The sequence below is a fragment of the Nonomuraea sp. NPDC049152 genome (genome assembly GCF_040648355.1).
Classification (GTDB): Bacteria; Actinomycetota; Actinomycetes; order Streptosporangiales; family Streptosporangiaceae; genus Nonomuraea.
Map to the genome: position 1 here is coordinate 15,501 of NZ_JBEZDO010000024.1, position 12,320 is coordinate 27,820.

At 72.2% G+C, this 12,320-nt stretch carries 10 protein-coding genes; all 10 read left to right on the forward strand.

Annotation, left to right across the window (positions count from 1 at the left end; genetic code table 11):
• Nucleotides 1-14: 14 nt before the first annotated feature.
• The 10 genes from AB0B45_RS34915 to AB0B45_RS34960 all read left to right on the forward strand — a co-directional run bounded on the left by AB0B45_RS34915 (nucleotide 15) and on the right by AB0B45_RS34960 (nucleotide 12,319).
• Nucleotides 15-341 (forward strand): hypothetical protein, encoded by a 327-nt coding sequence (locus tag AB0B45_RS34915; protein ID WP_358139385.1) that lies wholly within the window; start codon nucleotides 15-17, stop codon nucleotides 339-341.
• Nucleotides 323-2,158 carry a S9 family peptidase gene (locus AB0B45_RS34920; RefSeq protein WP_358139387.1) on the forward strand — a complete coding sequence of 612 codons (1,836 nt, stop codon included), beginning with the start codon at nucleotides 323-325 and terminating at the stop codon, nucleotides 2,156-2,158. Before AB0B45_RS34915 ends, AB0B45_RS34920 begins: the two co-directional genes overlap by 19 nt.
• Complete coding sequence (locus AB0B45_RS34925) at nucleotides 2,122-3,432, forward strand: serine hydrolase domain-containing protein (RefSeq protein WP_358139390.1); 1,311 nt, start codon at nucleotides 2,122-2,124, stop codon at nucleotides 3,430-3,432. Before AB0B45_RS34920 ends, AB0B45_RS34925 begins: the two co-directional genes overlap by 37 nt.
• Nucleotides 3,433-3,441: 9 nt before the next feature.
• Complete coding sequence (locus AB0B45_RS34930; RefSeq protein ID WP_358139392.1) at nucleotides 3,442-4,767, forward strand: serine hydrolase domain-containing protein; 1,326 nt, start codon at nucleotides 3,442-3,444, stop codon at nucleotides 4,765-4,767.
• Nucleotides 4,760-5,608 (forward strand): serine hydrolase, encoded by an 849-nt coding sequence (locus tag AB0B45_RS34935; protein ID WP_358139394.1) that lies wholly within the window; start codon nucleotides 4,760-4,762, stop codon nucleotides 5,606-5,608. Before AB0B45_RS34930 ends, AB0B45_RS34935 begins: the two co-directional genes overlap by 8 nt.
• Before the next feature lie 29 nt (nucleotides 5,609-5,637).
• Complete coding sequence (locus tag AB0B45_RS34940; RefSeq protein ID WP_358139397.1) at nucleotides 5,638-7,221, forward strand: helix-turn-helix domain-containing protein; 1,584 nt, start codon at nucleotides 5,638-5,640, stop codon at nucleotides 7,219-7,221.
• Nucleotides 7,222-7,308: 87 nt separating this feature from the next.
• On the forward strand, nucleotides 7,309-8,892 hold the full coding sequence (locus tag AB0B45_RS34945; RefSeq protein ID WP_358139400.1) for an ABC transporter substrate-binding protein: 1,584 nt from the start codon (nucleotides 7,309-7,311) through the stop codon (nucleotides 8,890-8,892).
• Nucleotides 8,893-8,901: 9 nt separating this feature from the next.
• Nucleotides 8,902-9,828 (forward strand): ABC transporter permease, encoded by a 927-nt coding sequence (locus tag AB0B45_RS34950; protein WP_358139775.1) that lies wholly within the window; start codon nucleotides 8,902-8,904, stop codon nucleotides 9,826-9,828.
• Nucleotides 9,828-11,645 (forward strand): dipeptide/oligopeptide/nickel ABC transporter permease/ATP-binding protein, encoded by a 1,818-nt coding sequence (locus tag AB0B45_RS34955; protein ID WP_358139403.1) that lies wholly within the window; start codon nucleotides 9,828-9,830, stop codon nucleotides 11,643-11,645. Before AB0B45_RS34950 ends, AB0B45_RS34955 begins: the two co-directional genes overlap by 1 nt.
• The gene (locus AB0B45_RS34960; RefSeq protein WP_358139405.1) at nucleotides 11,642-12,319 is read left to right on the forward strand and encodes an ATP-binding cassette domain-containing protein; all 678 of its coding nucleotides are present in this window, start codon (nucleotides 11,642-11,644) and stop codon (nucleotides 12,317-12,319) included. Before AB0B45_RS34955 ends, AB0B45_RS34960 begins: the two co-directional genes overlap by 4 nt.
• Nucleotide 12,320: the final 1 nt, after the last annotated feature.

Consider the following 12,320-nt stretch of genomic DNA (forward strand, 5'->3'; position numbering starts at 1 on the left):
GCCGCGGTGGCCGCATGGCCGAGCACCGCGACGCGGTCGGCGACACCGGTTTCTGCTTCTTCGGCAAGAAGGTCGTCCTGCCCGCCGGCACGATCATCCGGGTCGGCCCGCAGGAGAAGAAGGTCTACCTCGAGCCGGTGATCGACGCCAGGCTCGGCATGTCCGGCGTCCGCGAGCTGGAGATCCGTACCGGCCCGGCCGGCGCCCGCAGGCCCGCTCGGCATGCGACGTCGGTCCTGGTGTGTCCGCCAGCACAACGAACGGCTCCCGCTTCGTCCGCGCGGCCGAAGAAGCCGGAAAACACCTGGCCTACCGTTCGACCATGTCCCGCCTCTCCCTGAACGACCTCTTCCGCATCGCCGTACCCGGTGATCCGCAGGCGCGCCCTGACGGTGGCGCGGTCGCCTACACGGTGACCACCGCGGACAGGGACGCCGACGAGAACCGGTGCGAGCTGTGGCTGGCCGAGCCAGGCCGGGAACCGCGCCGCCTGACCAGCGGCCCCGGCGACCAGACGCCCCGCTGGTCGCCCGACGGGCGCACGCTCGCCTTCCTCCGCCCCGTGGACGGCAAGCCGCAGATCCACCTGCTGCCGATGGACGGCGGCGAGCCGCGCGTGGTCACCACCGAGGGCGCGGGCCCGCCCGTGTGGTCGCCGGACGGCCGCCACCTGGCCTTCACCGCCCCGCACGGAGAGGCGGAACAGCACGCGCCCGTCGTGACCGACACCCTGGAGTACAAGGCGGACGGTGCCGGCCTGCTGCGCGACCTGCGCGCCCACGTGGTCGTCGTGGACGTGGAATCGGGCGAGTGGCGCAGGCTGACCGGCGGCGACTTCCACGCCGGAGAGCCCGCCTGGTCGCCCGACGGGCAGCAGCTCGCCTTCGTCTCCAGCATGGAGCCCGACAGGGACCTGACGCCCGACGGCGCCGTCTACGTCGTCGATCTCGACGGCGCGGAACCCAAGCGGCTCACCGACCCCGGCGTGATCTGCACGGGCGTCTGGTGGCTCGGCGAGCGCCTCGTGGTGGCGGGCTTCAAGGGCGACCCGACCGGGCACACCCGCCTGTTCACGCTCGAAGCCGAAGGGCTCACCGAGATCGAGACGGGCCTGGACCGCAACGTCATGGTCGGCGCCCCCGGCTATCCCGGCGCCCCGCCCGCGGTGCTCGGCGACGCGCTGCTGTTCTGCGCCCGCGACGGCGGCCTCACCCACCTGTTCGCGGCGCCCGGCCGTACCAGGGTGGGAGGGGAGAGAAACGTCCTCGGTGTGAGCGCCGCGGGCGGTCACCTCGCCTACGTGGCCGCCACCCCTGGCAGCCCCGGCGACGTCTACCTCGACGACCAGCGGCTCACCGACCACGCGCTGCCCGACCTCGAGCTGTTCCCGCTCGAGCGCCGTCTGTTCACCGCGCCCGACGGCACCCCCGTCGAGGGCTTCCTTCTGTGCGATCCCGCGCTGAAGGAGCCGGGCCCGCTCCTGCTAGACGTGCACGGCGGGCCGCACAACGCGTGGGCGCCCGTCTTCGACGGCGTCCACCTCTACCACCAGCTCCTCGCCGCCCGCGGCTGGAGCGTGCTCACGCTCAACCCCCGCGGCAGCGACGGGTACGGCGAGGCCTTCTACACCGCGGCGATCGGCGCCTGGGGCCTGGCCGACGCCGACGACTTCCTGAGCCCGCTCGACGACCTCGTCAGGGAGGGCGTCGCCGACCCCGGCCGCCTGGCCGTCACCGGCTACAGCTACGGCGGCTACATGACCTGCTGGCTGTCGGCCACCACCGACAGGTTCAAGGCCGCCATCCCCGGCGGCTGCGTCAGCGACCTGACCAGCATGTCGGGCACCTCGGACGCCGGGTACTACCTGAAGATGTTCGAGAGCTGCGGCGACCTGGCCGCGCAGTCCCCGCTCACGCACGTCGCCGGGGTGACCGCCCCCACTCTCGTCCTGCACGGCGAGCGCGACGACCGCTGCCCCGTCGGGCAGGCCGAGCAGTGGTTCGCCGCGCTGCGTGAGCGCGGCGTCCCCACCCGCCTCGTGCGCTACCCGGGCGGCTCGCACCTGTTCATCCTCAACGGACGTCCGTCTCACAGGATCGACTACAACGAAAGGATCGTCGCGTGGCTGGAGCAATGGGTGATCGGCTCCGAGAGCTGATCGCCGAATACGACGTGCCTGGAGCCGCCCTCGCCTATCTCCACCAGGGAGAGGTGCACGAAAGCGCGGCAGGCGTCCTCAACCGGAACACGGGAGCGGAGGTGACACCTGACTCGCTCTTCCAGATCGGCTCGGTCACCAAGGTGTGGACCGCCACCCAGCTCATGCTCCTGGTCGAGCAGGGCACGCTCACCCTCGACACCCCCGTCGCCGAGTTGCTGCCCGGCTTCAAGGTGGCCGACCCCGAGGTGACCGCGAAGGTCACCGTCCGTCACCTGCTCACCCACACCTCGGGCATCGACGGCGACCTCTTCCTCGACACGGGCCGGGGCGACGACTGCATCGAACGCTACGTCGCCGCCTGCGCCGACCTGGCCCAGAACCACCCCCTCGGCGCCTCCCAGTCCTACTGCAACTCGGGCTTCATCATCGCGGGCAGGATCGTCGAGCACCTGACGGGCAAGGTGTGGGACCAGGCGCTACGCGAGCAGGTCATCGAGCCGCTCGGCCTCACCCACACCTGGACCCTGCCCGAGGACGTGCTGCGCTTCGGCGCCGCCGTAGGCCACGTCGACGGCGAGGTCAGCCCGGCCTGGGGCCTCATGCGCTCCTGCGGCCCCGCGGGGCTGATCACCGCCAGGCCCGCGGACGTCGTCGCCTTCGCCCGCGCCCACCTGGAAGGCGGCCTGCTCAAGGACCCGCGGGCCATGTGGGAGCCGCAGGTCGCCATCCCCAACCCGCACACGCTGGGCACGCACTGGGGCATCGGCTGGATCCTCGACGAATGGGAGGGACACCGCGTCGTCTCCCACGGCGGCAACACCATCGGCCAGTCGGCGATGCTGTGGATGCTGCCCGACACGGGCACCATCGCGTGCGCCCTGGTCAACGGCGGGCACAGCGCCGCCTTCTTCCACCAGCTGGCCACCGAGCTGTTCCTGGAGACGGACGGCGTGGCCGTACCGCCGGTGCTGGGACCGCCCGAGCAGCCCGTCGAGGTCGACGCGGGCCGTTTCGCGGGCGTGTACGAGCGGGTCGGCGCGCGCCTCAAGGTCACCGACCGCGACGGCGGTCTGCGGCTGTTGATGGAGGCCACGGGCGCGCTGGCCGGGCTCGATGAGCCGGTCGAGATCGACCTGACCCCCGTGGACGAGGTCACCTTCGTCGGCCGCCGTCGCGACGATCCGCAGTGGCTGTCGGCGGTCTTCTACGAGCTGGCCGACGGCTCTCCCTACGTCCACCTGGGCGTCCGCGCCACCCCCAAGATCGCCTGAGGAGTACGCATGGACCTGCAGAGCCGCCTCGACGAGGTCGCCCGCGACCACAAGGTGCCAGGAGCCGCCATCGCCGTATGGGCGGGCGGCGAGCTGATCGAGGCCGCCACCGGCGTCGTCAACCGCGACACGGGTGTGGAGACCACCCCCGACAGCCTGTTCCAGGTCGGCTCCACGACCAAGATCTGGACGGCCGCGCTGGTCATGCGCCTGGTCGAGGAGGGCGTGGTCGACCTCGACGCGCCCGTGCGGAAGTACCTGCCCGAGTTCGGCCTGGCCGACGCGGCCGCGGCCGAGACCGTCACCGTCAGGCACCTGCTCACCCACACCGGCGGGTTCGCCGGCGACCTGTTCGAGGACACCGGGCGTGGCGACGACTGCCTCGACCTGTTTCTGAACTACCTGCACGGCGCGGCCCAGGTCTTCGAGCCCGGCGCGATGTTCTCCTACTGCAACTCGGGCTTCGTCGTGCTCGGCGCGCTGGCCGCCAGGCTCACCGGCGGCACCTGGGAGCGGGCCGTGCGCGAGCGGCTGATGCGGCCGCTCGGCGTCACGCACGCGGGACTGTTCGCCGAGGAGACCATCCTGTTCCGCGCCTCCGCGGGGCATCTCGGGCCGGAGAACGTGGTCAACCCGAACTGGCAGCTGCCTCGCTCGAACGCTCCGGCAGGCTCCACCCTGTGCCTGGCTCCGCGCGAGCTGGTCCGCTTCGGGCGGATGTTCCTGAACGGCGGCGTCGCCGAGGACGGCACGAGGGTGCTGGAGGAGAGCACTGTCGCGGCGATGACCACCGCGCAGGTGGACGTGCCAGGGGTGCCGGGCCTGATGGCCGACCGGTGGGGGCTCGGCTTCGAGCTGTTCGACTGGGGCGCGCCCGTCTACGGCCACGACGGCGGCACCGTCGGGCAGAGCACGTTCTGGCGGATCGTCCCCGGCAGCGACTTCTCGATCGCGATGACCTGCAACGGCGGCGACGCCGCCGGCGTCATCAAGGACCTCGGCTTCCCCGTGATCAGCGAGCTGGCAGGGGTGACGCCCACCCCGCTGCCTTCCGTGCCGGTACGGCCCGAGCGGATCGACGCCACCGCGTACGCGGGCACCTACACAGGGCCTGCCGCGGTACAAGAGGTCGCGGCGGTCGACGGCGGCCTGGAGCTGACCACGATCCCCGGCGAGTTCATGCGCACCGCCGGCATGGAGCGCACGACCGAGAAGTACGTCCGCCACTCGGACGGGTCCTTCATCGACGTCGAGGGCAAGGGGACGATCACCTTCCTGGAGCGGAACGGGCGCCTCTATCTCCACGGCGGCGGCAGGGCGGTGGCGCGTGCGTGAGCTGTTCGAGGCCGCCGGCGTCGAGGGCTTCCTGCACGCGCGGGAGATCGACGGTGACCGCGAGGTGTGCCACGGGGCGGATGACCCCGTGGTGCTCGCCTCCGTCTTCAAGATCCCCATCGTCCTGGAGTACGCCAGACAGGCCGAGGCGGGCCTGATCTCCAGGACTGAGCGGCTGCCCGTGACCAAGGAGCACCGCGACGGCGGCATCGGCACCTCGGGCTGCGCCGACGAGGTCGAACTCTCCCTGCGCGACCTCGCCCACTTCATGATGTCGATGAGCGACAACGCCGCCACCGACGTGCTGCTGGAGAAGGTGGGGGTGGACCGGGTCAACGCCACCCTCGCCGAGCTCGGCCTCAAGTCCACCCACCTGATCGGCGACTGCAGGGTCCTGCTGGGCACCGTTCTGACCGACCTCGGTGTGACCTCGTGGGAGGAGGCGGAGGGTACCGCTCCGGAGATCCTGCGCACGCTGTCGGTGCTCGACCCCGCCAGGACCTCCGCCTCCACCCCGCGCGAGACCACCGCGCTGCTGGCCGCGATCTGGCGCGACGAGGCGGGACCCGCGCAGGCGTGCGCCGAGGTCAGGCAGATCATGGGACGGCAGATCTGGCCGCATCGGCTGTCGTCGGGCTTCGGCGACGAGGTGAGAGTCTCCGGCAAGACCGGCACGATCTTCGGCATCCGCAACGAGGCGGGCGTCGTGGAGTACCCCGACGGGAAACGCTACGCCGTCGCGGTCTACCTCAGACCGCGATCCCTCGGCTACCGCGTGCCCAAGGCGGACGCCGTCATCGGCGCGGCGGCCCGCGAGGCGGTCGATGAGCTACGCACCTGATGTCGGTCTTCGTCCACTATCGTGAGGAGATGACGAACCGGCCGCGGGCCAGTCTGCGCCGGATCCTCGACGACCTGGGCAGCACGGTGCTCGACGTGGCCGCCTCGCCCGGCGACCTCGACGCCGAGGTCACAGGCGTCCACATCTACGACCCCCTCGACGAACTGCTGCTGCCCTCGGGCGGGCTGCTGCTCGGCGTGGGGGTCGAGGGCGCGGAGAGCATCTGCGACCTGCTGGACGCCGCCCGCGCCGGCTCAGGCATCGTGGTCAAGCAGCCCGTGGCGGCCGACGAGCGGGTGCGGACCAAGGTGCTGGAGACCGGTGTGGCCGTGCTCGGCCTCACCCGCGCCGCCTCCTGGTCGCAGGTGGCGGCGCTGCTGCGCTCCGTGCTGGCCGAAGACGACCTCACCGCGAGCGGGCAGCAGCCGGCCGACGACCTGTTCTCACTGGCCAACGCGCTGTGCGCGCTGCTGGACGCGCCCGTCACCATCGAGGACCGCTCCTCGCGCGTGCTGGCCTACTCGGGCCGCCAGGACGAGGCCGACCCCGGCAGGATCGCCACCGTGCTCGGCCGCCAGGTGCCCGAGATGTACCAGCGCATGCTGGACGAGCAGGGCTGGTTCCGCAAGATCTACCAGAGCCCCGGGCCCGTCTACCTCGTCCTGCCCGAAGGGCTGCCGAGGGTGGCGATCGCCGTGCGGTCGGGCGACGAGATCCTCGGCTCCATCTGGGCCGCCGTCCACGAGCCGCTCAGCGAGCAGCGCGAGTGGGCGCTCACCGACACGGCCAAGATCGTCGCGCTGCACCTGCTGCGCCAGCGCGTCGGCGCCGACACGCGAAGGCGGCTGCAGGCCGACCTGCTGTCCACCATCCTGGAAGGCGGCAGGGACGCCGCCGAGGCGGCCGGCCGCCTCGGCGTGGCCAGCGAACGACTGTGCGTGCTGGCCGCGCAGCTCACAGGGACGCAGGCCGACGCCGCCCAGTCGGAATCCGACAGGCAGCGCTTCTGCGACGCGCTCGCCCTCCACGTCGGCGCCATCCATCCCAGGGCGGCCGCCGCCCTCGTCGGCTCGGTGGCCTACGCCATCCTGCCGCTGCACGCCAGCGGCGAGGAGGAGGCGCGGGCCGTGCGGGTCGCGCAGAGCTTCCTGTCCAGGGTGGGGCCGCGCCACACCGCCAACATCGGAGTCGGCAGGCTGGCCGCCGACCTGGGCGAAGTGGCCAGATCGCGGGCCGACGCCGACAGAGCGCTTCGTGTGCTGCGCTCAAGAGGCGGCTCGGGGCAGGTGGCCGGCTACAGCGACGTGCACTTCGAGTCGCTGCTGCTGCAGCTGGGCGACCTGGCCGCGGCCGAGGCGCAGATGCCGACGGGGCCCTACCACCGGTTGCTGCGCTACGACGCCGAACACGGCACCGAGCTGGCCGCCACGCTCGAGGCCTACCTCGACAGCTTCGGCGACGTCAACGCCGCCGCCGCGGCCGTGCACGTGCACTCCAACACCTTCAGGTACCGGCTGCGCCGCCTGACCGAGATCAGCGGCCTCGACCTCGCCGACCCGGACGCGCGGCTGGCCGCCCTCCTCATGATGCGCATCTTCGGACGACGGCACTAGTCGACGGGCGCCTTTCGTCGCGGCGCACGAAGAATCCCGCGAGGCCAAAGAGGAGGGTGAGGCCACCCCACCAGCCGGGAGCTTCGCATGAACAGAACCACGGTGACCGTGCTCGCCGTCACTGGACTGCTCGCCGCCGCCTGCGGCGCGGCGCCGTCCACGCCAGGTGGTGGCCTCGTCGAGAACGCCACCTTCACCACCGCCATCCCCTCCGACCCCGGTGTCCTCGACCCGGCGACGGCCGTCCTGGCCGTCACCAACAACGTGCTGGCCTTCGCCTACGACAGCCTGGTCGGCGCCAACCTCGACGGGACGCTCACCCCTGGCCTGGCCGAGAAGTGGGACGTCAAGCCCGATTCGGTGACCTTCACCCTGCGCAAGGACGTCACCTGCGCCGACGGCTCGAAGGTGACGCCGTCGGTCGTGGCGGAGAACTTCACCCACATCTCCGACCCCGCCACCAAATCGCCCATCTACGGCGTGCTGGTGCCCGCGGGGATGACCGCCAAGGCGGACGACGCCGCGGGAACGGTGACGCTGGCGATGCCCCAGCCGTTCTCCTTCATCGTCGAGAGCGCCGCCAACGTCTACATCGTCTGCGGCAAGGGCCTGAAGGACCGCTCCCTGCTGGCCAGGCAGACCTCGGGCTCGGGCATCTTCCAGCTCACCGAGGTCGTCTCAGGCGACCACTACTCCTTCGCCCTGCGCAAGGACTACGGCTGGGGCCCAGGCGGAGTGACGGGCAAGACCCCAGGACTGCCGGCCAAGGCGGTGGTGAAGGTCGTGCCCAACGAGCAGACCGCGGTCAACCTGCTGATGTCGGGAGGGCTCAACCTCGCCTCCGTCCAGGGCCCCGACAGGAAGCGGGTCGAGGCCGACCCCTCCATCAAGAAGGTCGTCCTCGGCGCGAGCAACGGCCAGTACTTCTACCACCAGGGCGAGGGCCGTCCCACCGCCGACCCCGTCGTGCGCAAGGCGCTCACCCAGGGCGTCAACCTGACCGAGCTGGCCACGATCGCCGCCGCGGGCGCCGGAAGGAAGGCCACCAACCTCGTCCTGGAGCCCCGTCCGTGCCCGGGCGACAGCGTCAGCGGGCACGTGCCCGCCTACGACCCGGCGGCCGCGACCGCCGCCCTGGACGCCGCGGGCTGGAAGCCGGGCCCCGACGGCGTCAGGGTCAAGGACGGCAAGCGGCTGACCATCCGCTTCCTGCACGCCACGACCAGGGGGCAGGGCGTGCTGGCCGCCGCCGAGTACCTGGCGAGCACGTGGAAGAAGCTGGGCGCCGAGGTCCGCCTCCAAGGGGTCATCGACACCAAGCTGGCCGAGTCGCTCAACGTCACCCAGGACTGGGACGCGGCGTGGCTGCCGATCGGCGTCACGCTGCCCTCCCAGCTGACCGGGTTCCTCAGCGGGCCTGCCGCCCCCAAGGGCGCCAACTTCGCCCACCTGAACAACACCCGCTACAACGAACTGGTCGCCAAGGCCTCGGCCAGGCCGGGCGAGGAGAGCTGCGCCGACTGGCTGGCGGCCGAGTCGGCCCTGTTCGAGGCCTCCGACCTGGTGCCGGTGGTGGAGAACACCGTGGTGGAAGCGATGAAGGGCGCCACCGTGGAGGTCGTCGCCGGCCAGGTCAGGCCCACCACCATCCGCATGTCGAAGGCGGGCTGACCATTGCTCGTGCTGCGCCGCGTGGCCAGGTTCGCCGCGGGCCTGGCCGCCCTGATGCTCGCCACGTTCGCGATGATCCACCTCATTCCCGGAGATCCCGTCAGGGCGGCCCTCGGCCCCGCCGCCCCCGCCGAGCTGGTCGCCACCCGCACCGCGGCGCTCGGCCTGGACAAGCCGCTGCCGGAGCAGTTCGCCACCTACCTCAAGGGCGTCGTCAGCGGTGACTTCGGCACCTCCTTCCTCACCGGGGAGCCGGTCGGCCAGATCATCGCCGACCGGCTGCCGAACACGCTGACGCTGGCCGTCCTCGCCACCCTGGCCGCGCTGCTGGTGGCGGTGCCCCTCGGGCTCTGGGCGGCGATCCGCACCGAGAACGGCCGCCACAGGGGCACCGAGATCGGCTTCACCTCCGGCACCGGCGCGGCCGTGGCCGTCCCCGAGTTCCTCTACTCGATCGCGCTGGTCGTGGTCTTCGCGATCACGCTGGGCTGGTTCCCTCCCGCGGGCAAGGAGGGCCCCCTGTCGTACGTGCTGCCGGTCGCCGCGCTGGCGATCGGGCCCGCCGCCCTCGTGGCCCGCCTGGTCAGGGTCGAGACGATGCGCGAGCTCGGCATGGACTACGTCAGGCTGGCCAGGGCCAAGCGGCTGCCCGCCGCCATGGTCAACCTCAGGCACGTGCTGCCCAACGCGCTGACCGCGACGTTGACGACCGGCGGCCTGCTGCTCGGCGGGCTCATCGCCGGCAGCGTGCTCGTCGAGTACGTCTTCGCCTGGCCCGGACTCGGCATGCGGATGACGGAGGCGATCACGCAGAAGGACTTCCCCGTCGCGCAGGGCGTGATCCTCGTCTACGGCGCGATCGTCCTCATCGTCAACCTGGCAGTGGACCTGCTGCTCGGCCTGCTCGACCCCAAGTCGACCCTCAAGGAGAGCTGATGCGGACCCTCTCAGGGCTGGCCGGAGCGGCCATCGTCGCGCTCCTCCTGGTGCTGGCCGTCATCGGGCCGCCCATCTGGGGCGACAGGGCCGAGCTCATCGACCCGGTCGCCGCGCTGCAGGGCGCGTCGGCCGCGCATCCGCTGGGCACCGACAATCTCGGCCGCGACATCCTGGCCAGGATGCTGGTGGCCACCAGGTTCTCGCTGCTGCTTGCCCTGCTGGCCGCCGCCATCGGCGCCGCCATCGGGGTGGTGCTGGGCACGCTGCCCTCCGTGCTGCCCCGCAGGCCTGGACGCCTCGTCAGCGGCGTCGTCAACGCCCTGGTGGCCTTCCCCGGGCTGCTGCTGGCCATGTTCACCGCCGTCGTGGCGGGGCTCGGCGCGCGCGGGGCGGTCCTCGGCATCGGCGTCGCCGTCGCGCCCGGATTCGCCAGGCTCACCCAGACGCTGGCCGCCTCCGTGGCCGGAGCCGACTACGTGGCAGCCGCCAGGCTCCTCGGCGTCTCGCGGACGAGGATCGTGACCAGGCACGTGCTGCCGAACATCGCCGAGCCGCTCATCCTCAACCTGACCACCATGATCGGCGGCAGCCTCCTCGGGCTCGCAGGGATGTCCTTCCTCGGGCTCGGCGTGCAACCGCCGAGCTACGACTGGGGGCGGCTGCTCTTCGACGGTTTCGGCCGGATCTACGTCAGCCCGATCGTGGCGCTGGGCCCCGCGCTGATGGTCGTGGTGGCGGGCGTCGGGTTCAACCTGGTCGGCGAGGCGCTGGCCAGGACCGCGTCACGCTCGGCCGTCCACGGGGCGGCACCGGCCGTTCCTCCGCGGCCGGCCGCGGGCGAGGACGACGAGCGGCGCGACACCGAGGCGGTGCTGGAGGTCAGGGACCTCACCGTCACCTTCCCCGGCGACGTCACCCCCGTGCGCGACGTCTCGCTGACCGTCGGGCCCGGCGAGATCGTCGGCGTCGTGGGGGAGTCGGGCAGCGGCAAGAGCCTGACCGCCTACGCCGTCGGCGGGCTCGTGCCGTACCCGGGCGTGGTCGGGGGCGGACCAGTCTTGCTGTGCGGCCAGGACGTCCACGCGCTGCCCGAAGGCGAGCGGAGGAAGGTGCTCGGCACCTCGCTCGCCATGGTCTTCCAGGACCCGATGGCCTCGCTCAACCCGGCGCTGAAGGTCGGCGGCCAGCTGGCCGAGGTGGCCACCGTGCACCAGCGCGCCACCCGCGCCGACGCCTGGCGCAGGGCCGTCGACCGGCTCGGCCACGTGCGGATCACCGACCCCGCGCGCCGCGCCCGCCAGCACCCGCACGAGTTCTCCGGCGGCATGCGCCAGCGCGCGGTCATCGCCATGGGGCTCATGGGCACGCCCAGGCTCATCATCGCCGACGAGCCGACCACCGGCCTCGACGTCACCGTGCAGGGGGAGATCCTGCGCCTGCTGCGCGAGGTGACCGAGGAGACCTCGGCGGCGACCCTGTTCATCTCGCACGACATCGCGGTCGTCGGCTCGCTGTGCGACAGGGTCGTCGTCATGTACGCGGGCCGCGTGGTCGAGGAGTTGCCCGCCGACCGGCTGGGCGCCGCCGCCCACCCCTACACCCGCGCGCTGGTCTCCTCGGTGCCCGACATGGCCACCGACAGATCACAGCCGCTGGCCAGCATCCCAGGCCGCCAGCCCACCCCCGCCGAGGTCGGCGAGGGCTGCGCGTTCGCCGGCAGGTGCCCGCTGGCCACCAGCCGCTGTACGGCCGAGCGCCCGCCACTGGAAGAGCACGGCAAGGCGCACCGCGTCGCCTGCTGGGAGGTTTCGTGAACATCAAGGGACTGACGGTCAGGTTCGGCGCTTTCACCGCCGTCGACGACGTCACGCTGGAGATCCCGCAGGGACGCGTCGTCGGCCTGGTGGGAGAGTCGGGCTCGGGCAAGTCGACGCTGGCCAGGGCGGTCAGCGGGCTGGTGCCGTACACGGGGCTGATCGAGGACGGCGGCGGCGTCCAGCTGGTCTTCCAGGATCCCTACGCCTCGCTCAACCCGCGGATGACCGTCGGCGCGTCCGTGGCGGAGGGCCTGCGCAGTGCCTCCGCCCACGAGGTCGAACGCCTGCTCGGCCTGGTGTCGCTGCCCCCGCAGACGGCCGCCCGCTACCCCCGCGAGCTGTCGGGCGGGCAGCGCCAGCGCGTCGCGATCGCCCGCGCGCTGGGCGCCTCACCCCGCCTGCTGATCGCCGACGAGATCACCTCGGCGCTGGACGTGTCGGTGCAGGGCGCCGTGCTCAACCTGGTGCGCTCGCTGCGCGCCGAGCTCGGCCTGTCGATGCTGTTCATCTCGCACAACCTGGCCGTGGTCCGCTACGTCGCCGACGACATCGCGGTCATGCGTCACGGCAGGCTCGTCGAGCACGGCCCCACCGACCAGGTGGTGGAGGCGCCCGCGCACGACTACACCCGGGCCCTGCTGGCGGCCGTGCCGCGCCTGCCCGCCTCCTGAG